Consider the following 24,389-nt stretch of genomic DNA (forward strand, 5'->3'; position numbering starts at 1 on the left):
CCACGAAAGGGACTACCGGGATGGAACGTAAGAAAGCATCTGACTATCCGCAGGAGCTGTTGAACCTGTTCGACCGCTACGTCCACGGCGACATCGAACGCCGGGAATTCCTGGAAGGGGCCAAGAAGTACGCCGTGGGCGGCATCACGGCAACGGCGCTTTGGGAGAGCCTGAAGCCCAACTACGCCTGGGCCCAACAGGTGCCCAAGGACGATAAACGCATCACCACTGAGTACGCGACGGTGGAGTCCCCCCAAGGCAATGGCAGCATCAAGGGCTACTTCGTCAAACCCGCCGGCGCTAAAGGCAAGTTGCCCGGTGTCCTGGTAGTGCACGAAAACCGCGGCCTGAATCCCTATATCGAAGACGTCGCCCGTCGCCTGGGCACTTCGAACTTCATCGCCTTCGCCCCCGACGGGTTGACCAGCGTCGGCGGCTATCCCGGCAATGACGAAGCTGGGGGCAAAGCGTTCGCCCAGGTCGACAGGGCTAAGATGGCGGACGACTTCGTCGCGGCCGCCAAGTGGTTGAAGGCGCGACCGGACTGCACAGGCAAGATCGGCGTCGTCGGCTTCTGTTTCGGAGGCGGCATCTCGAACCAGTTGGCCGTCCGCATGGGCTCGGATCTGTCGGCCGCCGTGCCTTTCTATGGCGGACAGCCGCCCGCGGCCGAGGTGGCGAAGATCAAGGCGCCCCTCCTGCTGCAATACGCGGGCCTCGACACCCGCGTGAACGCCGGCTGGCCCGCCTACGAAGAAGCGCTCAAGGCGAACAAAGTGGACTACAAAGCTTACATCTACGAAGGTGTAAACCACGGCTTCCACAACGACACTACACCCCGCTATGACGAAGCCGCGGCGAAGCTCGCCTGGCAGCGTACGCTCGAGTTCTTCAATCAGCACTTGAGGGGCTAGAATTCAGGGGGGCTATGCGATAATCGCGGGCATGCGCATCGCCCCGACCCTGACTGCCGCAGCGTTGCTGCTCAGCTTTACCGTCTCCGCCCAGCCTCCTGCCGGAGCACGCGGACCCGGCCCTGGTTCCATGTCCGAAGGCCTCCGCCAGGCAACGGCTCTCGATCTCGAGGGTAAATACGCCGAGGCGCGCCAGCTCATCCAGAAAGAGATCGACTCGGCGTCCGACCCGCGCGCCAAAGCCAACGCCCAGCGCGCCATGGCCATGTCCTACGCCTTCGAAGGCAACTGCAAAAAGACCACTGAGTACGAGCAGATGGTCATGGCTTACTGGAAGACGCGCGAATCGGAAGAGCCCAAAAACGCGTTCTACCAGCAAGGTGAAATGGCCAACGAAGCCGCCCGAGTCTGCATCGATTCCGGCGACATCGATGCCGCGGCCAAGCTCTACAAGCTCGGCACCGAATTGGGCCTGAAGGAGCCGGAGATCTCCTCGGATCGCAAGGCGCTCTGGGAGTTCCGCCTCGCCCACGCCGAAGCCCGCGTCGCCGCCCGCCGCAACAAAAAGGCCGATGCGGAGAAGGCGATCGTCGCTGCCCGCGCGGCTCTCGACCGCATGACCGACCTGAAGCGCCAGCAGGAAGCCTTCTTCCCTTACCTCACGGGTTACGTGGCTCTCTACCTGGGCGACTACCCGAAGGCGCTGGCCGACCTCCAGAAAGCCAACCAGAACGACGCCTTCATCCAGTGCCTCATCGCCCAGACCTACGAGAAGCTGGGCGACAAGGAGAAGGCCATGGAGTACTACAAAAAGGCCTCCGGAGCCCGCGCACACAACCCGCCCGCCGCTTACGCCGTGCCGCTGGCTCGCAGGAAACTCGGCTGAAGATTTCTTTCGCCGGTGTGTCGATTCCCCGGAAGCTGCTTCGTTATTACTGCGGACGCGGCGGACATCCGGCCACCGGATGAATCGCCGCCGCGCTTTCAGACACACGAGGAGAGAATCAAATGCCGCAGTACATGCTGTTGCTTCATGAAGATCCCACCGGCTGGGCCAAGCTCAGCCCGGAAGAGATGCAGACGGCCATCGAGAAATATATGGCCTGGGCGAAGAAGCCCATTAACCGGGGCGGCAAGCGCCTGGCGGAAGAACCGGGCAAGGTTATTCGCCATACCCCCGACGGCCCACGTGTGACCGACGGCCCCTATAGCGAAACCAAGGAAATGATGGGCGGCTTCTATACCATCGAGGCCGCCAGCTACGAAGAGGCGGTGCAACTCAGCATGGATCACCCCCATCTCGAACACGGCACCATCGAAGTCCGCCAGATCTTCGAGATGTGAGCGGCGCCCCGCAGACCAGAGTCCTGCTGGAGCATTTGTTCCGGCACCAGGCAGGCCGGATCGTGGCGCACCTCGTGCGCCTGCTCGGTCCGGCCCACCTGGATCTCGCCGAAGAGATGGTCCAGGAAGCCATGCTCAAGGCTCTTCAGTCCTGGCCCTACAAAGGCCTGCCCGAGAACCCGGAAGCCTGGCTGTTCCGCGTGGCCCGCAATGCCGCGCTCGATGCCGTTCGTCACCGCCGCATGGCTGGCGGCAAGGCCGAGGCCCTCACGGCCGAACTCGATCGTCCCGTGGAGCTCAATGAGACCGATCCGGATTTCGAAGAGCAACTCCGCGATGACGAACTGCGCCTGATCTTCATGTGCTGCCATCCCGAGATCGGCCGCGACGCCAGCATCGCGCTGAGCCTCAAAATAGCCGGCGGCTTCAGTGTCCGTGAGATCGCCCGGGCGTTCCTGGCCGACGAAGCGGCCATCGCTCAACGCCTGGTCCGAGCCAAGAAACAGATCCGCGACAAGGCCCTGACTCTCGAGATCCCCAGCGGCCGCGAACTGGCTGAACGGCTGGTGGCGGCCACTGACGTGATTTACTTCCTGTTCAACGAAGGCTATGCCGCCCACGAAGGCGAGGATCTCATCCGCCAGGATCTCTGCACGGAAGCGTTGCGCCTGGGGTGGCTCATGGCGCGGTCGTCCATTGCCAACCCGCGCGTGCATGCGCTGGTGGCGGTGATGGCCCTGCAGGCGGCCCGCCTGCCCGCACGCATCGACGCAGCCGGAGATCTCATCCTGCTGGAAGAGCAGGACCGCAGCCGCTGGGACCAGCACCTGATCGCCATGGGCTTCCGTGAGTTCGACCTGTCCTTGGCGGGCGACGAAATCACCGAGTTCCACGTGCAGGCCGCCATCGCGGCGACCCACGCACGCGCCACCCAAAGGGATTCCATCGACTGGCCCGTCATCCTCGCCCTCTACGATCAGCTCTTTGAATTGAACTCGTCGCCGGTCGTGGCCTTGAATCGTGCCGTGGCCATCGCCAAGGTCCATGGCGCCGGCAAAGGTCTGGCCGCGCTCGAGCCGCTATCCGGAAACGAAAAGATGCAGGGTTACTACCTCTACCTGGCCGTCCGCGGACACTTGTTGCTGGGATTGGGCGAACATGCGGCCGCCGGAGAGTGCTTCCAAGCCGCACTGGCCTGCCGCTGCTGCGAGCCCGAACGGCGATTCCTGAGGAGAAAACTGAAGGAGTGCGGCGGCGCCTGGGCAGACGCCGCCGCGGAGACTGGCTAGCGGATCTGCGAACCGGCCATCGGCGTCAATAGGACATTGGAAATGTTGGAGACTGTCTCCCCATCGCTCAGGCCCGGAGTCACGCGCAGCTTGCCCCACTCGGGACTGGTCGCGAATGCCTTCCAGTTGGCTTCCCGCGCGGCCAGGTTGTCGAAGGCCACCATATAGGTGAGGTTCGGCATCTTGGGTCCCACCAGCGTCTCGCCGAAGAACACCGGCAGCAGGCCGTACTTGCGGAAGATCTCGATCTCGCCGTTCTCGAACATGCCAATCTTCTTGGCCAGCGAAGCCGGCGTGTTCGACTCGTAGGTGCGCAGCTCGAAGATCCGGCCGGGGCGCTTGGCGTCGCCGGAAGGCAACTCCACTCCGGGAAATCCCTTGAAGCCGCGCAGCAACTGGACGTCCATGCGCTCGAACGGCAGCGCCGGATGCGTGTTCAAAGGACGGGCTGCCGCCAGCACGCCTTCATCGGCGTTCATCTTGTCCCAGCAGGTTTCAAACGCGGCAATGTTCGCGTGCTGGACCAGCAGCAGGATATAGGGTGTATCCGGGCCGATGGAACTGCTGAACAGGCCCACGGCGCCGGAACCCGCGCGCTGCAGGGCCGCCACGACGGCATTGCTGAGGAAGTCGGAGACCCGGCTCTTCTGGTTGTCCATCGTGTTGCGGAGGCGGAAATAACGCAACTCGAGAATGGAGGGTGATTTCGTCTGAGCCTGTGCGGATGTCATAAAGGATGCGCCGGCGGCGCCGGCCACGAAACTGCGGCGTTGCATAATGACGCGATTCTATCGCACGGCTTGCAGCGGAGTGACGGCGCCAAAGCGGCGCTGCCTGGAACGGAAGTCGTCCAGGGCCACGCGCAGGTCAGTCGCGGTGAGTTCCGGCCACGCGACCTCGGTGAAGTGGAACTCGGCGTAGGCGCACTCCCACAACAGGAAGTCGCTCAGCCGCTGTTCGCCGCTGGTGCGGATCAGCAGGTCCACGTCGGGGCCCAGGGCGGCCGACAGGCTCTGCTTGTCCCGCGCCCCTGCTTCGACTGCGCGCAGGATGGCGTCCCGCGAGGAGTAGTCGATGGCCACCCGCAGATGCAGGCGGGTGCAGGCGCTGGTGTGCGCCTCAGTCTCTTCGATCAAGGAGACCAGCGGGCCGGCCAGGCGGTCGCGCCGCCCAATCACCTCGAAGCGCACGCCCTCTTTGCGGAGCTTCTCCGCCTCCTGCCGCATGTAGCGCGCGAAAAGGCGAAAGAGCGTCGATACCTCGGCTGGGGGGCGCTTCCAGTTGTCTGCCGAAAAGGCGTAGAGCGTAATGGTGCCGATGCCGAGATCCGGCGCGGCTTCCACCACGCGGCGCACAGTCTCCGCGCCCGCCCGGTGGCCGGCCGTACGGGGCCAGCCCCGCGCCTGCGCCCAACGGCCATTTCCATCCATGATGAGTGCGACGTGAAGCCGCGAGGAGTTGTCGTTCATCGCATTGCCGTGGAAATCAGACACGGGGGCCCCGCATGGCCCGCACCAGCGCTTCCATGTGGTCCAGGTAGCGCTCCAGCGCTTTTCTGCCATCGGGTGTGAGCTTGTACTCTGACTTGGGCACCCGGCCCTCAAACGACTTTTCGCACAAGATGTAGCCCGCCTCCTCCAGCTTCCGGGCATGGACGCTGAGGTTTCCATCGGTCGTATCGAGCAGTTTCTTTAAGTTCGAGAATGTAAGCGTGGGCGCCGCCGCGAGGGCGCTGACGATGCCCAGGCGGAGCTTCTCGTGAATCAGCCGGTCGAGCTGCGGGATATCCTGCTGCACCGACGTCAGGCGGACGTCGTCACCGGAGGGGTCTAGCTTGCGTGCCGCTCTAGCCACCGTACCTCCTATAGATCCAGAATCCGAACACCATGTGGAGACCGCCAAAGCCGGCGGCCAGGGGTAAGTCCTTCAACGCGGGCGGCGCCAGCATGGCGACCAACCCGAGCGCAAAGTAAGCGACGCCCATGGCCGGGACGATGCGCACGGAGAACGCTCCGCCGGCCACGATGGCCGCACCGTAGAGCACCAGCCAGGCCGCCGCCACGATGTGGAGCAGGCCGGCCTGGTACAGCGGCCAGGTGAGCAGCGCGCCCGCCAGGATGGGCGGCGCAAAACTGAGTGCGAACTTGCGGCCGGCGTCGCACCACAGCGGAGCGCCGGAACGACGGGCCTTGTGTACCATGGCCAGCGAGCCAATGGCCACGGCCAGCACCATCTCCGTCAGCCAAACCGTGATCCAGCCTTCCGAAGTAGTCTGGCGGTGGGCCAGCCATGCGGCAGGGAGGGCCGATGCCCCCATGACCATTCCGCCCAGCCCGGGTACCGCGGTAAACGAGCCGGCCCGCTCCATCGCTGAGCGGATATAGCGCAGGTTCTCCAGCGCGTGATCGTGAATGGGGATTGGTTCTACTTGTCCCACGGATCCATTGGATCACAGGGTGTCAGGATCGTCAAGTACTTTGTGATGCAAAGAATCGGGCCGGCTGGTTACAGATCTTCAGGGAACACGGCGTAACCCACGGGCGGCGGGTAAAGATCCTTAAACAGCTTCAGGCGGCGGCGCAGCAGGTTGGAGGGCAACTGGCGCGGCCCGGTCTCGACGTCGATGTCGCAGCAGACGCCGTGCATATACAAGGTGAGCGTATCGACGAAGCTTTGGCGAATGTAGGCCTTCATCGCCTTCGTCGGACGCAGGGCTTTCTTATCTTTGTCCTCGAGTTCCAGTTTGCGCTGCCAGGAGTCTTCGTCGACTTCGCCGTGGGCGCCCTTGGCCAACTCCTCGGTGAGCAGTTGGGCGTAGCCGGCCGGAATATCTTTGCCGGTCTTGCCGGCCAGCAACTCGGCGATGCCGCGGTAGAAGCGGTAGTGGTAGTCGGCGACCTCGGTGTCTTTCACCGCGAAGGCAAAGACGGCGCCAGCCCCGGTAAGCAGGGAGCCGAAGGAGACGGCACGGGAATCCTGGGGCTTCTCGTTCGAAACCATGGGGCCATCGGCCTGGGTGGTCTTGGCGGTTTCACCCTTTTCCAGATAGGGGACAAGCAGGATGCGGATCTCAGGAAGGCGCGCGGCGATAACGGGCGGCAGGGCGGCCACCGGCTCGTCAAGGTATTCGCGCAAGTCCTCTTCGCTGAGGGCAACGGAGGCGCAGAAATAGCAGAATCGGCTTCCGAGCGGAATCATCTCGTTCCGGAAGCGATCGGCGAACTGTCCCAAATTAAGGCTTTGCAGGGGGTTCTGCGCTGGCATTTTCACTGGCAACTCCAGTCTACCAGAGAGATTCGCGAAGACCTGACGCTAGACTATGACTTGTGTCCTTAAAGATTCTGGTGTCGGCGGGGGAGGCATCGGGCGACCGCTATGCGGCCGGCGTGGTGTCTGCGTTGCGCCGGCAGCGTCCGGAGGTCGATTTCTTCGGCTGCACCGGGCTGGAAATGCGTGCCGCCGGGGTGCGTACCGTGGTGGATGCCGCCAGCCTGTCGGTGGTGGGGTTGGTCGAGGTATTGCACCACATACCAAGGATTTACGGGGAATACCGGAAACTGATCGCGGCCGCGGAAAGAGAGCGGCCTGACCTGGCAATCCTCACCGACAGCCCGGACTTCCATCTGCGCCTGGCGCGGCAGCTCCACCGGCGCGGGATCCCCGTTTACTACCTGGTGGCGCCCCAGGCCTGGGCGTGGCGGGAAGGGCGGGTGAGGCAACTCCAACGAAACGTGAGGGAACTGCACTGCATCTTTCCCTTCGAGGAGAGTTTCTTCCGGCAGCGCGGTGTGAACGCGTTCTACATTGGTCATCCGCTGGCCAGGGTTATCGGGCCGCGGCTCAGCCGGGAGGAGTTCTTCCGTAAGCATCGGATTCCTGGGGATCGTCCATTGATTACACTTTGTCCCGGCAGCCGGCGGGGAGAGATCGCCCGGCATTTGCCCACATTGCGGGAAGCGGTGACCCGGATTGCGCTCGGGCGAGCCTGCACGTTCCTGTTGGCGGCGCCGGCGGGTACGGCGGAGCGGTTTGGCGCCGGGTTTTTTGACGTCCTCACGGGCGATGGAACCGTGAAGATGACCGAGGGGGAGACCTGGGATGCGATGGCCCACTCGACTGTCACCCTGGCGGCCAGCGGGACGGTGACCATGGAAGCCGCGCTGCTGGGGGCGCCGATGGTAACCTTCTACAAAGTAACGCCGGTCTCGTGGGCGATCGGTAAGATGCTGGTAAAGGTTCCTTACTTTTCCATGGTGAACCTGGTGGCAGGCCGCAAGGTGGTAGCCGAGTTGATTCAGCAGGATATGACGGGCCAAGCGCTGGCCACGGAGACTCTTCGACTGCTGGACTCGCCGGAGTCCATGGCGAAGATGAAAGAGGAACTGGCGGCGGTGCGTTCGGCGCTCGAGACCGGCCATGACCCGATGGAAGAATCCGCCCGGCGGATCCTGTCGTCCATCAAAGAGGAAGTACGATGAAGTCCCCCGCACTCATAGTCAATAAGATGGCCGCGACGCTGGTGGTTCTGGCGGCGGCGGCGTCCGCGCAGCCGGATCGCCGGGCCACGATCGATGTGGACTCCTATAAGATCCAGGCGACCCTGGATCCCGCCCAGCAGACGGTCTCGGCGAAGGCGCTGGTGACTTTCACACCATTGGACGACCGCATGAGTACGGTCACTTTTGAGCTGAATAACGCCCTGAACCTGAATGGCGTGACAGACGGGACCGGCCAGACGCTGCAGACTACCCGAGGCAACCAGGACTTTTCTGTCCGGGTAAACTTCCCGCAACCGCTGGCGAAGGGGACTCCGGCGACGCTGACATTCGACTACAGCGGACGCCTGGGCGGGACCGAGGAGTCGCCGGTCTACGGCATCAATTTCGCGGCCATCAAGGCGGACCATGCCTACCTGATGTACCCGGCGCGGTGGTTCCCGGTCAGTGGCTATACGACAGACCGCTACCAGATGGAGTTGACGGTCTCCGCCCCGGCCGGCTTCAAAGTGATCAGCAGCGGCCTGGAACTGCCGGGCCAGGGCGGCACCTTATTCAGATCGACGCAGCCGGGTTTCTATGGCAGCCTGGCGCTGGTAAAGGGTACGGCCAAACGGATCAGCGCGGAAGGTGTGATGACGGAAATCTGGTTCGAGGCCGACCGGCAAGGTGTGGCCCAGGCGATTGGCGAGGAGACCGCCAAGCAGATGAACTTCTTCACCGGCATCTATGGGGTGCCGCCGCAGAAGAACCTGACGCTGGTGGAGAGCGGAGAGGGTGCCCCGAATGGTTACTCGGCGCCCGGGATTCTCTTCCTGTCGCCGGCCGGGATCGGCAAGCAGCCCTCGCAGCGGCTGTTGAGCAACCAGATTACGCGGCAGTGGTTCGGCAACCTGATCTCGCCGGTGAACCGCAATCACATCTGGATTGTGAACGGGATGGCGCGGTATGCCGAGATCATGTACCAGGAGCACCTGAACGGACCGTCGGCCCTGGAATCCGAGATCCACGACCTGTATGTGGATGCGCTGACCGTGACCGACGCTCCGGTGCGCCAGGCGGCGCGCTATGACGACTATTCGCCGGAGTTCTTCGCGGTGACCGGAAGTAAAGGCGCGGCCACCTACAACATGCTGCGCTGGATCATCGGCGACCCGGCTTTCCAGAAGACACTGAAGTCGGTGATGGACCAGTACACCAACAAGCCGATTTCGACGGACGATTTCCGGAAGGTGGCCGAGGCTGCCGGCGGGCAGAACCTGCAGGGCTTCTTCATCCAGTGGCTGGAATCGACAGGAGCGCCCGAGTTCAAGATGGACTACACCATCTACAGAACGCAGAAGGGGTTCCGGGTGATGGGCAAGATCACGCAGGACCTGGACACCTTCCGCATGCCGGTGGAGCTGCGGATCGAGACGGAAGGGAATCCGGAGGACAAGCGCGTGGACGTGGTGGGGCCGACGACGGACTTCTCTGTGGACACGTTTGGCAAACCGCGCAAGGTGACGATTGACCCGAACGGGCGCATGCTGCGGCTGAGTCCGGCGATGCGGGTGGCGGTGGCGATCCGGCGTGGTGAGCAGTTTGTCGAGATCTCCGAGTACAACGAGGCGCTCCGCGAGTATCAGAAGGCGCTGGAGGTGATGAGGACGAGTTCGCTGGCGCATTACCGGGTGGGCGAGGTGTTCTTCCTGCAGGGCAACTACCAGTCGGCCGTGAACGAGTTCCGCGAGGCCCTGAACGGCGACAACGAGCCTAAGTGGACCGAGGTCTGGAGCCACATCAATATGGGTAAGATCTTCGATGTGACGCAGCAGCGGGAGCGCGCGGTGAACGAGTACACGCTGGCCATCCGCACCAAGGACAATACGCAGGGTGCGCAGGAAGAGGCGGCCAAGTACCGCCAGACTCCCTATCAGCGCAAGGATACGAACTAGCTTCCGCCGCCAGCCAGAGCTCGCTGGCGCCGATCGGAGAGAACCAGCGGCAGCCAGGCGCATGACAACAGCAGCGCGCAGACGACCAGGGCACGGTTGTGGAGGGCTGACGTCACGCCCGCGCCGACGACCGCGCCGACCGTGAAGGCCAGGCAGACGGCCGCCAGGAGTATAGCCTTGCGGGCGCTCTCCGCGTCGGGCCGGGAGAAGACTGCGGAGAAGGCCGCCTCTCCGAACTGGCGCAGGTTCCCGGTGGTCATGGTCGAGTTGTAGGCCCACTTCTCCACGCGCGGAAATGTCGAGCTTTGCAGCGCGGCGAGGAACGAGATGGCCAGGACCAGCGGCTGGCTGGGGAAGCTGCGCGGAAGCCAGCCGGCAGCGCACAGGAACAGAATCTCCAGGCTGAGGGCCGGCAGCGAGGGATCCCGCACGAAGCGGCTGAAGCGCGGGAGACGCAAGCCCCTGGCGACGGCCACTCCGAGCAGAAAGGCCAGGATCGGCCACAGGTGGCTGAGCGCCTGTCTGGTTTCGCCCGCGGCGGCATTGATGCCGAGCAGCACGACATTGCCGGTCATGGCGTTGGCGAAGACGTGGCCGTGACCAAAATAGGTGAAGGCGTCGAGGAATCCGCCCGATGCCGCCAGCAGCAGTGCGACGGACAAGGAGTTGTGGGCGGCATTGGACCAGACTCCGCCAGTGCTACCCAGTTGGTTGCCGGTGGGCTGATCCGGCTGGATCCCAGGCGCCGCAGCGCTTTGCCCCATGAATTCAGCATAACTCCGGCGGTTCAGCCCAGCCCGAATGGGTTTGATCACTCAAAATGCCGGAATGAAGACCCGCTGGCGGCCGGGGAGCCATTTTCTCCCTGATCGCCGGACCTCCGGGCGAAGTGGGTTTGATCACTCAAAATCTCCAGCGCAGTCCGAAACTGACCGGAAGGCGCCGATCCCCGCGCGGGAGGAGCGAATGGGTTTGATCACTCAAAATCCATGGAAATGGGAGGACTGCCGGGTTTGCCCAGCCAGCCGGACGCCAGAGCAGTGGCAGAAACGACGGCGGTGCAGTTTTCAAACAGTGATGGCCAGTGGCCACCCACGGGCATGAAAATTGATTGGCGCGGGTGTACGATTGTGGCGCGCCAGACGAAGCAGTGACCGAGACTCCTACTGGTGGGCAAACCCCGGTTTTCAAACTGGTCCGGCCAGCGGACATGGACCCAGGAATGGTGCTTCGAGCCCGTGAGGCAAAGTGGTGAAAGGAAACGCTGGCTGCTCGTCCGCGCAGAAAGGACGAGTTATGATCACGATCCCGGTAATTCTGGAACGGTGTGCGGGAATCGATGTCGGCAAGCGAGGGCTAGCAGTAGCCGTGGCAGTGGGTCCGGCGGACAAAGAAGCGGAGATCAAAACTCGGTCGTACGGAACGACAGTGCCCGCCTTACAGGAGTTGCGTGCCTGGTTGCAGGAAGAGGGTTGCACCAGCATTGCGATGGAGAGCACTGGATCCTACTGGATTCCGGTGAAAAACGTCCTGGAGCAAGACTTTCAGATTACGCTGGTGTGCGCGCGCAAGCACCAACCAAGGAAAGGAGACAAGACTGATTTCCGTGATGCGATGGATTTGGCGACTTATCACCGTCATGGATTGCTGACGGGAAGTTATCTGCCCGAGCGGGGCATTGTGGAGCTTCGTGATCTGACGCGCCGGCGCAAAAAACTACTTGGCCACATCCGGAGTGAGAAGAACCGGATTCAAAAGGTGCTGGAGACCGCCAACGTCAAGATCGGCAATGTGGTGAGTGACGTCTTCGGCGTCTCCGGCCAGGAGATTCTGGAGGCGTTACTCGACAACAAGCCGGTGACGGCCGCAGATCTGGCTGACAAGGCGAAGTGCCGACTCCGGCAGAGGATTCCAGAACTCACCGAAGCGCTGGAAGCTCATCAGCTGAACGATCATCACCGGTGGCTCATCGATCAGAGCATCGAACACTGCAAACTGCTGGATCAGCAGGTGGAAGCGTTAGAGGCCAAGATTGATCAGCACCTGGAACCGTACCGTCGACAGTACGAATTGTTGAGGACGATTCCGGGGGTCAAGGAGACTACTGCGGCGAACATTCTGGCCGAGATTGGCCCAAACATGGATCAGTTTCCAAGCGCCGATCATTTGTGCAGTTGGGCGGGGATTTGTCCGGGCAACAACCGGTCGGCGGGCAAGAACAAGAGTTGCCGAATCAAAAAGGCCAACAAATTCCTTTTGACTGCACTAGTGGAAGGGGCCTGGGCGGCGGGCAGGAAACAGGGCTCCATGTTCCAACGGAAGTTTCACCGATGGGTCCACAAGTTGGGCAAGAAGAAAGCGAACATCGCGATGAGCCGGAGCCTGCTCCGGGTGGTATGGACGATACTGAAAGACGATCGGCCGTACGTGGAGCCCGACATCGGATTGATGAAGGCCAGGGAGTGGGAGAGGCAAGTTCGCAACCATGCATACCAGCTCCGCCAGTTGGGGGCTGACGAAAAGACGATCCAGGGCTTGGTTGAGGCCACGCTCGAAGCACATCCGACCATCACCAGTCCAAGTGCCGACCCGGCGCCGACAACCGACACCACCGCGTCCGCGCGCCAAGCTGCGGTAAAGACCTCACCGCTGAAGATGCAGGGAGGTCACTCGCCACGACGCCCACCCGCGCGCGGAGTGTTAGGGTTCAGGATCAGAACAAAGGCCACCAAACAACATTCGATTATCAAAGAACCAACGGGGAAGCCGTCCACATTGACGCACCCCGAAACAGCTTCAGAATCTTCGCGCCGAAAACCCAGGGCTCGCATTAGTACAGCCCCCGGCACCCTCGGAGATTAATTCACGAGGCAAAGATCGAGAGCCGGCTTAGCAAGTGCCAGCTCGAGGTGGAGTATAGGGCAGTGCCGCACGGCATTTTTCGCAAGTGATAGCAAAAAAAGAGGAACCACGCTGAACCAGGACGTCCTCAACGACGAAATGGACGAAGTGTTCTGTTGCCGATGCACGAGATTCCGCCCACAATCACAATCGTCGGCCGCAGAAAGAAAGGCGGCTGCCCGGCCCTAACGCTCCGCTGTTCCCGAGGCGCGGATGAGCTTTCCGATGAGCTCCAGCAGGATCTCGCGCTCACCTTGCGTGAGGGGCGCAAGCATGCGGCTGGCCATGGCCATCCGGCTTTGCTGGATGATCTCGTGCAAAATGTGGCCCTTTTCGCCCGTCCGCACCGCCACGACACGGCGGTCCTCTTCAGAACGAGCGCGTACCACCATGTGTTTTTTCTCCAGGCGGTCGACGACTCGGGTGACGGTGCTCAGCGGAGCCTGCAGGGACGCAGCCAGGTCCGTCATGATCATTTGGCCGTGAGTTCCCAGCAGCATCACGGCTTTGACTTCGCGCGGCGACATTTCCATGTCCGCCAAGCCATGGGTGACCAGATCGAGCGGCGGTTCGAGGAGCTGCGTCAGCAAGGCTTGGAGTTCCTGGGCCTGCTCCTTTAAGCGCCCATCAATCGGTTGGGATTGACTTGGATCCGTCATCGCTTCCAATGTGCAATATTTCCACGGTCTTGTCAACTTGGGCCCCGGAATAGAAATTGCGAGATTCTGACCGATAAGCAGAGCAGCAGGCGCGACGGAGCGAACAATGGTCACATCACCTACCTACCTACTCCCGGTCTTCCGAAGACGTGATTCTGCATTGTAAGTTCAAGATTGTTTCCGAAATGCAATAGTTGTATAATGGGAATATATAATGATTGAGCTAGACGCTGAGCTGAAGTCTACGTTCGCCGGTGAAGTAGTGACTGCCCTGGACCGGGTTTTCGACTATCTGCCCGGCATGACTCCCGTGCACCGTCTGGAGGTCAAAGGCGTGGTGGTCCGGATGCGGCCGAAGCAGGACTGCCCGCTGCTGGTGGTGCGGGTATTGCGTCAGATTGCGGGCAGGCGGCTGCCCGCTGGCCCCGGACCCGGGGCGACAGCCCTATCTCAAGCAGGTTCAAGGAGTTGATTCGCGTCATGTTCTCATATAGACGGCCTTATCATGTTCTGGCAGGATGGCTGGTTTTAGCCGGCCTGATGTTGTTTTCCGCGTGCAAACCGAAGTTGGCCGCGCCACCGCCCGGCGGACCCGTCGAGGTGGGGACGGTGACCCTGAAGGCGCAGGACCTCACCCTGACGACGCAACTGCCGGGACGCACGGCGGCCTACCTGACGGCCGAAATCCGGCCGCAGGTGAACGGCATCATCCAGAGCCGCAAGTTCGAAGAAGGCTCTTCTGTGCACGCCGAAGATCTGCTCTACCGCATTGATGCGGCGCCCTATGAGGCGGCCCTGAGCCAGACCAAAGCGACGCTAGCCACGGCCGAGGCCGACCTGGCGACGGCCGAAGCGAGCTTGCCTGCCCTCAAGTCGAAGGTGGAGCGCTACCGCGGACTGGTGGAAATTCACGCCGTCGGGCAGCAGGACTATGACGATGCCGCAGGGACGCTGGAGCAAGCCCTGGCCACAGTGAAGGCGCGGCGCGCGTCCATCGAAGCGGCTCGCGCCAACCTGGAGAGCGCGCGAATCAACCTGGCGTACACGCCCATCAAGTCACCCATTTCCGGGCGCATCGGTAAATCGAGCATCACGGTAGGGTCGCTGGCTACGGCGTATCAGGCGACCGCGTTGGCCATGGTGCAGCAACTGGACCCGGTCTATGTGGACGTGGTGCAGTCCAATGCCGAACTACTGCGGTTGCGCCACAGCATGGAAGCCGGCACCCTGCGGCGCGACGGCGCGGGCGGCCGCAAGGTGAGGCTGGTGCTGGAAGACGGCAGCAGCTATCCGATTACCGGAACGCTGCAGTTCCGCGATTTTTCGGTGGATCCCACGACGGGCGCGGTGACCATGCGGCTGGTGTTTGCCAACCCGAAGGAAGTGCTGCTGCCCGGCATGTTCGTGCGGGCGGTGGTGGAGGAGGGCCTCCGCAGCCGGGCGATTCTGGTGCCCCAGCAGGGCGTTAACCGCGACCCGAAAGGAAATCCATTCGCCCTGGTGGTGAAGGACGGCAAGATCGAGCGGCGCATGCTTGAGTTGGAACGGGCCATTGGGGACCAGTGGCTGGTGATTGGCGGCCTGGGCGGGGAAGAGCAGGTGGTGGTCGAAGGCACCGACAAGGTGCGGGCCGGTGACATGGTGCGCGCCGTTCCCGCCGGAAGCCCGGCGCCCGGCCCCGCACAGGGCACGCCGAACCCGGGTGCCAAGGCGGGCGGCCATGTCTAGATTCTTCCTCGAACGGCCCGTGTTTGCCTGGGTCATCGCCATCGGCATCATGGTCCTGGGCTGTCTGGCGATTTACCTGTTGCCGATCTCACAATACCCGCCGATCGCGCCGCCGTCGATTGCGATCAGCGGCCGCTACCCCGGGGCTTCGGCGGAGACGGTGGAAAACACCGTTACCCAGATCATCGAACAAAAGATGACCGGGTTCGACAACCTGCTGTACATGTCGGCCACCAGCGACAGCTCGGGCTCAGCCCGCATTGAGCTCACCTTCAAGCCGGGCACGGATGCGGACGTGGCCTGGGCGCAGGTGCAGAATAAGCTGCAGCTCGCCACCGCCAGCCTGCCCGAAGTGGTGCAGAAGTCCGGGCTCACGGTGAGCAAGTCGACGCGCAATTACCTGATTCTGATCGGCCTGGTCTCCGAGGACGGCAGCATGGACGGCGCCGACCTGCGGGACTATGCGCAGTCCAACCTGGAAAAGGTGCTGTCGCGCGTTCCGGGTGTGGGTGAAGTGACCACGTTCGGCAGCCAGTACGCCATGCGAATCTGGCTCGACCCGGACCGCCTGACCAATTACGGGCTGACCGTGGACGACGTTTCGATCGCCGTGAAGGGGTATAACGTCCAAGTCTCGGCCGGTCAGTTTGGCGGCCTGCCCGCGGTGGAGGGGCAGCGGTTGAACGCCGCCGTCATCGTGCAGGACCTGCTGAAGACGCCCGAGGAGTTCGGGGCGATTCCGATCCGTACCAACCCCGACGGGTCGATTGTTCACGTGCGCGACGTGGCCCGCACCGAGATGGGCGCGGAAAGCTACGACATGGAGTCGTTTTACAACGGCAAGCCCTCCAGCGTGCTGGCCATCCGCCAGGTGGCCGGCGCCAACGCGCTGGACACGGCCAAGGCGATCCGCGCCAAGGTGTCGGAGATGAGCCGCTATTTCCCGCACGGGTTGAAGGTGATCTACCCGGTGGATACGACGCCGTTCACCGAAGTGGCGATCCATGAAGTTGTGAAGACGCTGATTGAAGCGGTGATCCTGGTGTTCCTGATCATGTGGCTGTTCATGGGCAACATTCGGGCCACGCTGATTCCGACCATCGCGGTGCCGGTGGTGCTGCTGGGCACGTTCGCGGTGCTGGGGGCGTGCGGCTACTCGATCAACATGCTCACCATGTTCGCCATGGTACTGGCGATCGGGCTGCTGGTGGACGACGCCATCGTGGTGGTGGAAAACGTGGAGCGCCTGATGAGCGAAGAGGGCCTGGCGCCGCGCGAAGCCACCGCCAAATCCATGGAGCAGATCACCAGCGCGCTGGTGGGCATCGCACTGGTGCTTTCGGCGGTGTTCGGGCCGATGGCGTTCTTTGCCGGCTCCACCGGCATCATTTACCGCCAGTTTTCCGTGACCATCATCGCCTCGATGCTGCTTTCGGTGGTGGTGGCCCTGGTGCTGACTCCGGTGCTGTGTGCGTCGCTGCTGAAGCCGGTGAAGGCCGGCCATTCCACCAGCGAAGAGGCCTTCTTCCTGGTGCGGCCGTTCCTGCGTGCCTTTGAACGCAGCTTTGCCTGGGTACGAGACCGCTATGTGGATCTGGTGGGCCATTCGCTTGCCAAGAAGCTGCGCTACGTGGCGGTGTACGTGGCGATTGTCGTCGCGGTGGGCATGTTGTATTTCCGCCTGCCCACCGGCTTTTTGCCAGATGAGGACCAGGGTTCGCTGATGACCATGATTTCCCTGCCCACCGGTTCCACCACCGAGCAGACCCGGGCCGTCGCCGCGCAGGTGGGGGCCTATTACACCACGCACGAGAAAGAGGCGGTGGAATCCGCCATGTCGATTGTCGGCAGCGGCATGGCCGGTACGGCGCAGAACCAGGGGATGGTATACGTGCGGCTGCGCGACTGGGATGCGCGGCAGCGCGACGACCTTTCGGCAAAGGCCGTGGCCGGACGCGTGATGCGCACCTTCGGACGCATGCGCAATGCCACGATTATCGCCGCGCCGCCGCCTTCGGTGATCGAGCTCGGCATGGTGACGGGTTTCGACGCCGAGCTGGTGGACTTCGGCAACCTGGGCCACGACGGCCTGATGCGGGCGCGCAATCAACTGCTGGGCATGGCCGCCCGCGACCCGCGGCTGGTGCGGGTGCGCCCCAACGGCCTGGAGGACGTGCCGCAATTCCGCGTGGACGTGGACTGGCAGAAAGCGGGCGCGCTGGGTGTGAGCCTCTCCACCATTCACGACAGCATCTCGACATCATTCGGCAGCAGCTATGTGAACGATTTCGTCAAGGGAGGGCGCGTCAAGCGCGTCTTCCTGCAGGCGGACGCACCTTTTCGAATGCTGCCGCGCGACCTGGACAAGATCTATGTGCGCAACAACTCGAGCAAGATGGTGCCGTTCTCCTCTGTGGCGGCAACCCACTGGACCAGCGGTTCGCCGCGCCTGGAGCGCTTCAATGGATTCGCGTCCATGAACATCCAGGGCGAACCGGCCCCCGGTATCAGCTCCGGCGTGGCGATGCAGGCCATGGAGGAACTGGTGGCGAAGTTGCCGAGCGGCGTTCGCCTGGATTGGAATGGTCTCTCCTACCAGGAGCGGATGGCCACATCGCAGGGGCCGGTTCTCTACGCCTTCTCGATCCTGGTGATCTTCCTGTGCGTGGCGGCGCTGTATGAGAGCTGGACCATTCCGTTCGTCAACCTGCTGATGCTGCCGCTGGGCGTTTTCGGCGCGCTGATGGCCACTACGCTACGCAGCCTGCCCAACGACGTCTATTTCCAGATCGGCTTCCTGACCACGCTGGGGCTCTCCACCAAGAACGCCATCCTGATCATCCAGTTCATCAAGGAGCAGATGCGGCAGGGTGACGGGTTGATCGAAGCCACGATGGCGGCGGTCCGCATCCGTTTCCGGCCGGTCATGATGACGTCGCTCGCGTTCTTCTTCGGCACGCTGCCGCTGGCGCTGGCCACCGGCGCCGGGGCGGGTGCGATGAAGGGCATCGGGACTTCGGTCACCGGCGGCATGGTTTCGGCCACGTTCATCGACCTGATTTTCATTCCCATGTTCTTCGTACTGATCTCGCAACTGTTCGAGAAGAAGCAGCCGCCGGCGGGTGGTGCGTCCCCGGTTGCCCAGGAGGTGAGCTGACATGCAGAAGAGCTTTCCCGCAATCGCTTGCCTGGTGCTGCTGGCCGGTTGCGCCGCGCCGCGACGCCAGACCTACTCGCAGCCGCCGCCGCCCACGCCACCGGCCTGGACCAGCGGCGGAACCGAGGCCCAGGCGGCCACGGGCGCCACGGCCGCGGCCGATCTCAAATGGCAGGAGTTCTTCACGGATGGCAAATTGCGCCAGGTGATCGAACTGGCGCTGGCAAATAACCGCGACCTGAGGTTGGCCGCGCTGAACGTGGAAAAGGTGCAGGCGCAGTACCGCCTGCGACGTGCCGCGCAATACCCGGCGGTGAGCGCGGGCGCCAGCGTCGACGCCTACCGCATGCCGGCCGACATGACCAAGGACGATCGGGCCTACATTTCGGAGAGCAATAGGATAGGCTTGCAGGTTTCGTCGTGGGAGCTGGATTTGTTCGGCCGTATCCGAAGCCTCAAGGCGCAGGCGCTCGAACAGTACATGGCCACGGAGCAGGGGCGCATGGCCAGCCAGATTTCGCTGGTGGCGTCGGTGGCCAGCAGCTATCTCAGCCTGGCCGGCGACCGCGAGAGCCTGCGGGTGGCGCAGGCCACGTTGAACGCCCAGAAGCTCACCTACGACATGGTCCGCCGCACCCGCGACCTCGGGATTAAGTCGGACCTCGACCTCAGCCAGGCGCTGAGCCAGGTGCAGTCGGCCGAGGTGGACGTGGTGCGCTACAGCGGCCAGTTGACGCTCGATGAGAACGCCCTGAACCTGCTGGTGGGAGCGTCAGTTCCGGCGGAGCTGCTGCCGGCCAGCCTGGGGGCGGACGAGGCACTGCGGGACGTAGCGGCGGGGGTGCCCTCCAGCGTGCTGCTGCGGCGGCCGGACATTCTGCAGGCCGAGCACCAGTTGAAAGCGGCCTACGCCAATATCGATGTCGCGCGCGCGGCCTTCTTTCCAAGGATCTACCTGACCGGCAGTGGCGGTTTCCTGAGCGGTGCCCTGCAGCAGTTGTTTTCGTTCCGCGCGCTCACCTGGGAGTTCGCCCCGCAGGTGACGCTGCCTATCTTCGATGCCGGCACCCGCAAGACCAATTACCAGATCGCCCAAGTGGACCGTGACACGGCCGTTGCGGATTACGAAAAAGCCATCCAGACGGCGTTTCGCGAGGTCAGCGATTCGCTGAGCCAGCGCACCCGCCTGCTCGAACGGCAGAACGCGCAGCAGGCGCTGGTGGACACGCTGGACCAGACCTACCGCCTCACCGAGGCGCGCTACAAAGCGGGGATCGACAACTATCTGAGCGTGCTGGTGGCGCAGAGGTCGCTGTACAGCGGCCAGCAGTCGCTGGTAAGCCTGCGGCTGTTGCGCCTCACCAATCTGGTGACCCTCTACAAGGTGATGGGAGGCGGCGCATAGGCACTAAGAAGCTAGCAATCGCAGTTTCTCCTCTTCCCGCCCGCTTGATTGGAAAGACACATGTTGTAGTGACGACCAGCGCAGCCCGGTCTTGAAAACACAGGTAGTTATTCGCCGAACTGCGGAAGTCGGGTCAAAGGCCGGCGAGGCGAGCCTCGACGCTGGTTCGAAACCCGCCTTCCGCCAGGTAGGCCAGGTTGATGTCGACGTTCGCCCGGGCTCCGGTCATCGCAGCCTGCGCCAAGGCCCTGGCGGTAATGACATCGCTCCCGAATTTGGCGGGAGACGAAGCGGCCAGGGCGGCCAGGCGCGCGCTGAGGGCGGCGGTGTGTTCCAGGACTTCCAGTGGTACGACGGTCGCGCCTTCCATGGCGGCGTTGACGAACGGGCCCCGCTCGTCCTTCGGTCTCTTGTAGGCGGCGACCACGGCGCTGTAGGCGTCGGCATCGCGCTGGACGGCAGCCGTAAGGAACGCCCGGTCTGACTCGAAAGGCTCAGGATCCTGTTTCGACAGGCGAGCCACCATTGCGCCGAGGGCGGCGGACATGGCGCCCGCAGCGGCGGCCGCGCTGCCTCCGCCCGGTGTGGGTGTGGCGGCGGCCAGGGCATCCAGGAATTCGGCCATGGGCGCACGCTGCGCCAGTGCTTCGGCGACGCGGTTTTCCAGCACAAGGCCGGGTTGGAAGTTCTCGAAGCGGAGGTAGAAATCGGCCGTCGCTTCGAGCGCCTTTTTCGGAATGAGTCCGACGATCTCGCTACCGAGCACGGGGACGCCATAGCGCGCGGCTTCGCTGCGCACGCACTCGAAGACGCGGTGGATGGGGGTCTGCTCAAAGTCGGTGAGGTTCATGGAGACCTGCGCGAGGTTGCGCGAGGCCAGGGGGACGCCCATCGACTTGACGAAGCGGAAGCCGCCGCTGGAATGGCGGATGCCCTTGGCGATGCGCTTCGCGATTTCGATGTCCGGCGTGCCGAGGTTGATGTTGTAGGCGATGAGGAACTTGCGGGCACCGACGACAGTGGCTCCGGCGGTGGGGTGGAGTTGAGGATCGCCGAAGTCGGGTGCGCGGTCGGGGTTGGTGAGGACCTCGGCGCGCAGGCCTTCGAACTGGCCTCGGCGAATGTTCTCGAGATTCGTACGGTCGGGGCGGCGGGCGGCGGCCTCGTAGAGATAAGTGGGCACACGGAAGCGTTTCCACATCTCGGCGGCGGCGCGTTCGGCGATCAAAACGCATTCGGCCAGGGTCATCCCTTCGAGCGGGACGAAGGGCATGACGTCGATGGCGCCAATGCGTGGATGGACTCCGGAGTGGGTGGTGAGGTCGATGGTTTCGACGGCTTTGGCGGCTGCGGCGAGCGCGGCTTCCATCACGGTTTCCGGCGGGGCCACGAAGGTGATGACGCTGCGGTTGTGATCGGCATCGAGCTCGAGGTCGAGGACGAGGGCGCCGGGCAGCGCGGCGATGGCGGCGGCGATAGCGTCCACTTTGGCGCGGTCGCGGCCTTCACTGAAGTTTGGGATGCATTCGACGAGTTTGCGAGTCATTTGGTCGGAGTGTCCTTATCGCAGTAGATCACTTCGCCGCGTTTGACGGTCATGGCGACGTGGTTGATGCCGAAGGAGTAGGGCAGTTCGCGGTAGTCGGAGACATTGAGTACGAGGAAATCGCCGTACTTGGTGGCTTCGAGAGAACCGCATTGGGCGGCGAGGCCCAGGGCATGGGCGCCGTTGATGGTGGCGGCGACGATGGCCTCGGCGGGGGTCATCCGCATTTGAGTGCAGGCGAGGCTGAGGGTCATCTGCATGCTGCAGGAGGGGCTGGTGCCGGGGTTGTAGTCGGTGGCGAGGGCGACGGCGGCTCCGGCGTCGATGAGGGCGCGGGCCGGGGCATAGCGGGAGAGGCCCAGATGGAAGACGGAGCCGGGCAGCAGGGTTGCGATGGTGTTGGAGCGGGCCAGGCTTTCCATCTCGGGTGTCCCGATGGCTTCGAGGTGATCGGCGCTGATGGCTCGCATTTCCAGGGCGAGGGCGACAGCGCCAATTTCCGCGAACTGGCTGGCATGGATCTTGGCTTCGAGGCCGAGCGCGGTGGCGGCGGAGAGGTAGCGGCGGGCTTGTGCCAGGGAGAATGCACCGGTGTCGCAGTAGACGTCGGCGTAGCGGGCGGCGCCGGAGAGGGCGACGCGCGGCAGCAGGATGTCGATCAGGTGTTGAATATAGCCATCGGGGTTGCCTTCAAATTCCGGAGGTGTGGCGTGTGCACCGAGGAAGGTGGGCACGACGGTGAGGGGGTCTTCGTCGAGTGCCCTGGCGATGCGGAGCAGGCGCAGTTCCGTGGCTTCGTCCAGGCCGTAGCCGGATTTGGCTTCCACGGTGGTGGTGCCATAGCGGGCCAGGGTGGCGATGCGGGTTTTGGTATCCGACGCGAGGCGTTTGGCGGAAGCGGCGCGGACGGCGCGCATGGTGTGGCGGATGCCGCCGCCCGAGGCAGCGATCTGGGCGTAGGTTTTGCCCTGGATGCGTGCCTCATAGTCGTCGAGGCGCGAGGGACCATGGATGAGGTGGGTGTGGCTGTCGACAAAGCCCGGCATCACGACGCGGCCGGTGGCGTCCAGTTCCTGGGCGTCGCGCGCGGCGGCCAGGTTCTCAATTCGGCGGGACGGGCCGATGTGAGTGATGACGCCATCTTCCACGAGCATGGCGCCGGAGTCCATCAAAGAAAGTTCCGAGAGCTGAGCCCCGCGCCGGGGGGTGGAGGCGCCGCGCAGAGTCAGCATCTGGCGGGCGCCGCGGACAAGCAGCCGTTTATTCATTCAACGCAACCATGATGTCACGGCGGGTCAGGGCAAGCGGATGCCGGCGGCTGTGGCGAAGTCGCGGGCTTGCGGGTAGCCGGCATCGACGTGGCGGACGACGCCGAGTCCGGGGTCGCAGGTCATGACGCGTTCGGCGCGCCGTTCGCTGGCCAGGGTCCCTTCGACGACCGTGACTTGGCCGGCATGCTGGGAGTAGCCGATACCGACCCCGCCGCCATTGTGGACGGAGACCCAACTGGCGCCGGCGGCGGTATTGAGCATGGCGTTGAGGATGGGCCAATCGGCGATGGCATCGCTGCCGTCGAGCATGCCCTCTGTTTCCCGGTAAGGCGAGGCGACGGAACCACAGTCGAGGTGGTCGCGACCGATGACGATGGGCGCCTGCACTTTGCCCTGCTGGACGAGCCGGTTGAGGCCGACGGCGAATTCGGCGCGTTCGCCGTAGCCGAGCCAGCAGATGCGGGCGGGCAGGCCCTGAAAGTGGACATGTTTGCGGGCCAGGCGGATCCAGCGCTGGAGGCTCTCGTTGTTTGGGAACATCTCGCAGGCGAGGCGATCGGTGGCGGCAATGTCGGCGGGGTCGCCGGAGAGGGCCACCCATCGGAAGGGGCCCTTGCCTTCACAGAAGAGCGGGCGGATGTATTCAGGGACGAAGCCGGGGATCTGGAAGGCGTCCTTCACGCCGTGGTCGGCGGCCATGCGGCGGATGTTGTTGCCATAGTCGAAGGTGATGGCGCCGGCGCGCTGGAGGGCGAGCATGGCTTCGACGTGGACTGCGATGGAGTCCATGGAGCGGGCGAGGTAGTCCTGAGGGTCGGCCAGGCGCAGTTCCGCCGCCTGCTGGACGGTGAGGCCGCCGGGAATATAGCCGTTCAGGGGGTCGTGGGCGCTGGTCTGATCTGTGACGATGTCGGGTGTGATGCCGCGGCGAACGAGTTCGGGCAGGACTTCGGCGCAGTTGCCGGCGAGGCCCACCGAGAGGGGCAGGCGATTGGCGCGGGCTTCATCGATCCAGGCCAAAGCGTCGTCGAGGGCGGTGGCCATACGGTCGCAGTAGCCGGTTTCGAGGCGTTTCCGGATGCGGTCGGGATCGGCTTCGACGCAGAGGATGGCTGCGCCGTTCATGGTGGCCGCGAGCGGCTGTGCTCCGCCCATGCCGCCCATGCCGCCTGTGAGGACGAACCTGCCGCTGAGATCGCCGGAGAAGTGGCGGCGGGCGGCGGCGGCGAAGGTTTCGTAGGTGCCCTGGAGGATGCCCTGGCTGCCGATATAGATCCAACTGCCGGCGGTCATCTGCCCGTACATGATGAGGCCGGCGCGCTCCAATTCGCGAAAGTGCTGCCAGTTGGACCAATGGCCGACGAGATTGGAATTGGCGATGAGGACGCGCGGTGCTTCGTCGTGGGTGCGGAAGACGGCGACAGGCTTGCCGGACTGGACGAGGAGGGTCTCGTCATCAGCGAGGCGTTCGAGTTCGCGCACGATGGCGTGGAAGCAGTTCCAGTCGCGGGCGGCCTTACCGCTGCCGCCGTAGACGACGAGGTCCTGGGGGCGTTCCGCAACCTCGGGGTCGAGGTTGTTCATCAGCATGCGGAGCGCGGCTTCCTGGCGCCAGCCTCGGGCGGTCATCTGCGTGCCGCGGGGTGCGCGAACAACTGGGTTCATGCCGTCAGTTTACGCCCGCGGCCGGGTGGGGGCAGCAGGAATCGGATGGACAGATCCGGCCCGGGGCGTGGAAGCTG

21 protein-coding genes are annotated in these 24,389 nt (G+C 63.7%); 11 read left to right on the forward strand and 10 right to left on the reverse strand.

All coding sequences use genetic code 11. The features are described 5' to 3' along the window. The first annotated feature begins 20 nt into the window (after nucleotides 1-20). The 4 genes from ACR9Y2_RS12345 (at nucleotide 21) to ACR9Y2_RS12360 (ending at nucleotide 3,547) form a co-directional block, all read left to right on the forward strand. Nucleotides 21-914 carry a dienelactone hydrolase family protein gene (locus ACR9Y2_RS12345; protein ID WP_435041602.1) on the forward strand — a complete coding sequence of 298 codons (894 nt, stop codon included), beginning with the start codon at nucleotides 21-23 and terminating at the stop codon, nucleotides 912-914. 31 nt (nucleotides 915-945) lie between these two features. Continuing rightward, on the forward strand, nucleotides 946-1,800 hold the full coding sequence (locus ACR9Y2_RS12350) for a tetratricopeptide repeat protein (protein ID WP_435041604.1): 855 nt from the start codon (nucleotides 946-948) through the stop codon (nucleotides 1,798-1,800). A gap of 122 nt (nucleotides 1,801-1,922) precedes the next feature. Beyond that, complete coding sequence (locus ACR9Y2_RS12355) at nucleotides 1,923-2,258, forward strand: YciI family protein (protein ID WP_435041606.1); 336 nt, start codon at nucleotides 1,923-1,925, stop codon at nucleotides 2,256-2,258. Further along, nucleotides 2,255-3,547 carry an RNA polymerase sigma factor gene (locus tag ACR9Y2_RS12360; RefSeq protein ID WP_435041607.1) on the forward strand — a complete coding sequence of 431 codons (1,293 nt, stop codon included), beginning with the start codon at nucleotides 2,255-2,257 and terminating at the stop codon, nucleotides 3,545-3,547. The genes ACR9Y2_RS12355 and ACR9Y2_RS12360 overlap by 4 nt, the downstream gene beginning before the upstream one ends. On the opposite strand, the gene ACR9Y2_RS12365 is transcribed toward ACR9Y2_RS12360, so the two are convergent. The 5 genes from ACR9Y2_RS12365 to ACR9Y2_RS12385 form a co-directional block, all read right to left on the reverse strand. Further along, entirely contained in the window at nucleotides 3,544-4,323 is a 780-nt protein-coding gene (locus tag ACR9Y2_RS12365; protein WP_435041608.1) for an NIPSNAP family protein, read from the reverse strand. The genes ACR9Y2_RS12360 and ACR9Y2_RS12365 overlap by 4 nt on opposite strands. Nucleotides 4,324-4,335: 12 nt before the next feature. Then, nucleotides 4,336-5,016 (reverse strand): polyprenyl diphosphate synthase, encoded by a 681-nt coding sequence (uppS, locus tag ACR9Y2_RS12370; RefSeq protein WP_435044859.1) that lies wholly within the window; start codon nucleotides 5,014-5,016, stop codon nucleotides 4,336-4,338. A 16-nt stretch (nucleotides 5,017-5,032) separates the two neighbouring features. Beyond that, nucleotides 5,033-5,401, reverse strand: a complete 369-nt coding sequence (locus ACR9Y2_RS12375; RefSeq protein WP_435041610.1) for a winged helix-turn-helix domain-containing protein — start codon at nucleotides 5,399-5,401, stop codon at nucleotides 5,033-5,035. Then, nucleotides 5,394-5,984, reverse strand: a complete 591-nt coding sequence (locus ACR9Y2_RS12380) for a hypothetical protein (RefSeq protein ID WP_435041611.1) — start codon at nucleotides 5,982-5,984, stop codon at nucleotides 5,394-5,396. Before ACR9Y2_RS12380 ends, ACR9Y2_RS12375 begins: the two co-directional genes overlap by 8 nt. A gap of 68 nt (nucleotides 5,985-6,052) precedes the next feature. Continuing rightward, nucleotides 6,053-6,811 carry a hypothetical protein gene (locus ACR9Y2_RS12385; RefSeq protein ID WP_435041612.1) on the reverse strand — a complete coding sequence of 253 codons (759 nt, stop codon included), beginning with the start codon at nucleotides 6,809-6,811 and terminating at the stop codon, nucleotides 6,053-6,055. A gap of 62 nt (nucleotides 6,812-6,873) precedes the next feature. Between ACR9Y2_RS12385 and lpxB the strand changes: the two genes are divergently transcribed. Together lpxB and ACR9Y2_RS12395 are read left to right on the forward strand one after the other, a co-directional pair. Next, nucleotides 6,874-8,025 carry a lipid-A-disaccharide synthase gene (gene lpxB, locus ACR9Y2_RS12390; protein WP_435041613.1) on the forward strand — a complete coding sequence of 384 codons (1,152 nt, stop codon included), beginning with the start codon at nucleotides 6,874-6,876 and terminating at the stop codon, nucleotides 8,023-8,025. Next, nucleotides 8,022-9,980, forward strand: coding sequence for a M1 family aminopeptidase (locus tag ACR9Y2_RS12395; protein ID WP_435041614.1), 1,959 nt, complete (start codon nucleotides 8,022-8,024; stop codon nucleotides 9,978-9,980). Before lpxB ends, ACR9Y2_RS12395 begins: the two co-directional genes overlap by 4 nt. On the opposite strand, the gene ACR9Y2_RS12400 is transcribed toward ACR9Y2_RS12395, so the two are convergent. Continuing rightward, nucleotides 9,977-10,744 carry a YoaK family protein gene (locus ACR9Y2_RS12400; protein WP_435041615.1) on the reverse strand — a complete coding sequence of 256 codons (768 nt, stop codon included), beginning with the start codon at nucleotides 10,742-10,744 and terminating at the stop codon, nucleotides 9,977-9,979. The genes ACR9Y2_RS12395 and ACR9Y2_RS12400 overlap by 4 nt on opposite strands. Nucleotides 10,745-11,276: 532 nt before the next feature. Here ACR9Y2_RS12400 and ACR9Y2_RS12405 point away from each other — a divergent pair. Beyond that, complete coding sequence (locus ACR9Y2_RS12405; protein ID WP_435041616.1) at nucleotides 11,277-12,842, forward strand: IS110 family transposase; 1,566 nt, start codon at nucleotides 11,277-11,279, stop codon at nucleotides 12,840-12,842. Nucleotides 12,843-13,066: 224 nt separating this feature from the next. Here the strand turns inward: ACR9Y2_RS12405 and ACR9Y2_RS12410 are convergent, their stop codons facing one another. Then, nucleotides 13,067-13,654, reverse strand: a complete 588-nt coding sequence (locus ACR9Y2_RS12410; RefSeq protein ID WP_435041617.1) for a MarR family winged helix-turn-helix transcriptional regulator — start codon at nucleotides 13,652-13,654, stop codon at nucleotides 13,067-13,069. A 100-nt stretch (nucleotides 13,655-13,754) separates the two neighbouring features. Between ACR9Y2_RS12410 and ACR9Y2_RS12415 the strand changes: the two genes are divergently transcribed. Genes ACR9Y2_RS12415 through ACR9Y2_RS12430 form a run of 4 tightly spaced genes read left to right on the forward strand, consistent with a single transcriptional unit; the run spans nucleotide 13,755 to nucleotide 19,830 of the window. Further along, nucleotides 13,755-14,012: a hypothetical protein gene (locus ACR9Y2_RS12415; protein ID WP_435041618.1), complete on the forward strand. Its 258-nt coding sequence runs from the start codon at nucleotides 13,755-13,757 to the stop codon at nucleotides 14,010-14,012. 8 nt (nucleotides 14,013-14,020) lie between these two features. Then, nucleotides 14,021-15,268: an efflux RND transporter periplasmic adaptor subunit gene (locus ACR9Y2_RS12420; RefSeq protein WP_435041619.1), complete on the forward strand. Its 1,248-nt coding sequence runs from the start codon at nucleotides 14,021-14,023 to the stop codon at nucleotides 15,266-15,268. Continuing rightward, nucleotides 15,261-18,425 (forward strand): efflux RND transporter permease subunit, encoded by a 3,165-nt coding sequence (locus ACR9Y2_RS12425; protein WP_435041620.1) that lies wholly within the window; start codon nucleotides 15,261-15,263, stop codon nucleotides 18,423-18,425. Before ACR9Y2_RS12420 ends, ACR9Y2_RS12425 begins: the two co-directional genes overlap by 8 nt. A 1-nt stretch (nucleotide 18,426) precedes the next feature. Next, the gene (locus ACR9Y2_RS12430; RefSeq protein ID WP_435041621.1) at nucleotides 18,427-19,830 is read left to right on the forward strand and encodes an efflux transporter outer membrane subunit; all 1,404 of its coding nucleotides are present in this window, start codon (nucleotides 18,427-18,429) and stop codon (nucleotides 19,828-19,830) included. 133 nt (nucleotides 19,831-19,963) lie between these two features. Here ACR9Y2_RS12430 and ftcD read toward each other — a convergent pair whose 3' ends face one another. The 3 genes from ftcD to hutU are packed head-to-tail and all read right to left on the reverse strand — an operon-like array spanning nucleotide 19,964 to nucleotide 24,312. Further along, a complete protein-coding gene (gene ftcD, locus ACR9Y2_RS12435; RefSeq protein WP_435041622.1) occupies nucleotides 19,964-21,376 on the reverse strand; it encodes a glutamate formimidoyltransferase in 1,413 nt (470 codons plus the stop codon). Next, nucleotides 21,373-22,644, reverse strand: a complete 1,272-nt coding sequence (gene hutI, locus ACR9Y2_RS12440; protein ID WP_435041624.1) for an imidazolonepropionase — start codon at nucleotides 22,642-22,644, stop codon at nucleotides 21,373-21,375. The genes ftcD and hutI overlap by 4 nt, the downstream gene beginning before the upstream one ends. A gap of 27 nt (nucleotides 22,645-22,671) precedes the next feature. Then, nucleotides 22,672-24,312 carry a urocanate hydratase gene (hutU, locus tag ACR9Y2_RS12445; RefSeq protein ID WP_435041625.1) on the reverse strand — a complete coding sequence of 547 codons (1,641 nt, stop codon included), beginning with the start codon at nucleotides 24,310-24,312 and terminating at the stop codon, nucleotides 22,672-22,674. Nucleotides 24,313-24,389: the final 77 nt, after the last annotated feature.

It is taken from the genome of Paludibaculum fermentans, from assembly GCF_051172195.1.
Taxonomy (GTDB): domain Bacteria; phylum Acidobacteriota; class Terriglobia; order Bryobacterales; family Bryobacteraceae; genus Paludibaculum; species Paludibaculum fermentans_A.

Coding starts and splice junctions, on each gene's coding strand:
- ACR9Y2_RS12400 (WP_435041615.1), bottom strand. CDS start 10,744: ATGGGGCAAAGCGCTGCGGCGCCTGGGATCCAGCCGGATCAGCCCACC.
- ACR9Y2_RS12420 (WP_435041619.1), top strand. CDS start 14,021: ATGTTCTCATATAGACGGCCTTATCATGTTCTGGCAGGATGGCTGGTT.
- ACR9Y2_RS12355 (WP_435041606.1), top strand. CDS start 1,923: ATGCCGCAGTACATGCTGTTGCTTCATGAAGATCCCACCGGCTGGGCC.
- ACR9Y2_RS12345 (WP_435041602.1), top strand. CDS start 21: ATGGAACGTAAGAAAGCATCTGACTATCCGCAGGAGCTGTTGAACCTG.
- ftcD (WP_435041622.1), bottom strand. CDS start 21,376: ATGACTCGCAAACTCGTCGAATGCATCCCAAACTTCAGTGAAGGCCGC.
- ACR9Y2_RS12405 (WP_435041616.1), top strand. CDS start 11,277: ATGATCACGATCCCGGTAATTCTGGAACGGTGTGCGGGAATCGATGTC.
- ACR9Y2_RS12385 (WP_435041612.1), bottom strand. CDS start 6,811: ATGCCAGCGCAGAACCCCCTGCAAAGCCTTAATTTGGGACAGTTCGCC.
- ACR9Y2_RS12415 (WP_435041618.1), top strand. CDS start 13,755: ATGATTGAGCTAGACGCTGAGCTGAAGTCTACGTTCGCCGGTGAAGTA.
- ACR9Y2_RS12395 (WP_435041614.1), top strand. CDS start 8,022: ATGAAGTCCCCCGCACTCATAGTCAATAAGATGGCCGCGACGCTGGTG.
- hutI (WP_435041624.1), bottom strand. CDS start 22,644: ATGAATAAACGGCTGCTTGTCCGCGGCGCCCGCCAGATGCTGACTCTG.
- ACR9Y2_RS12425 (WP_435041620.1), top strand. CDS start 15,261: ATGTCTAGATTCTTCCTCGAACGGCCCGTGTTTGCCTGGGTCATCGCC.
- ACR9Y2_RS12350 (WP_435041604.1), top strand. CDS start 946: ATGCGCATCGCCCCGACCCTGACTGCCGCAGCGTTGCTGCTCAGCTTT.
- ACR9Y2_RS12365 (WP_435041608.1), bottom strand. CDS start 4,323: ATGCAACGCCGCAGTTTCGTGGCCGGCGCCGCCGGCGCATCCTTTATG.
- uppS (WP_435044859.1), bottom strand. CDS start 5,016: ATGAACGACAACTCCTCGCGGCTTCACGTCGCACTCATCATGGATGGA.
- hutU (WP_435041625.1), bottom strand. CDS start 24,312: ATGAACCCAGTTGTTCGCGCACCCCGCGGCACGCAGATGACCGCCCGA.
- ACR9Y2_RS12430 (WP_435041621.1), top strand. CDS start 18,427: ATGCAGAAGAGCTTTCCCGCAATCGCTTGCCTGGTGCTGCTGGCCGGT.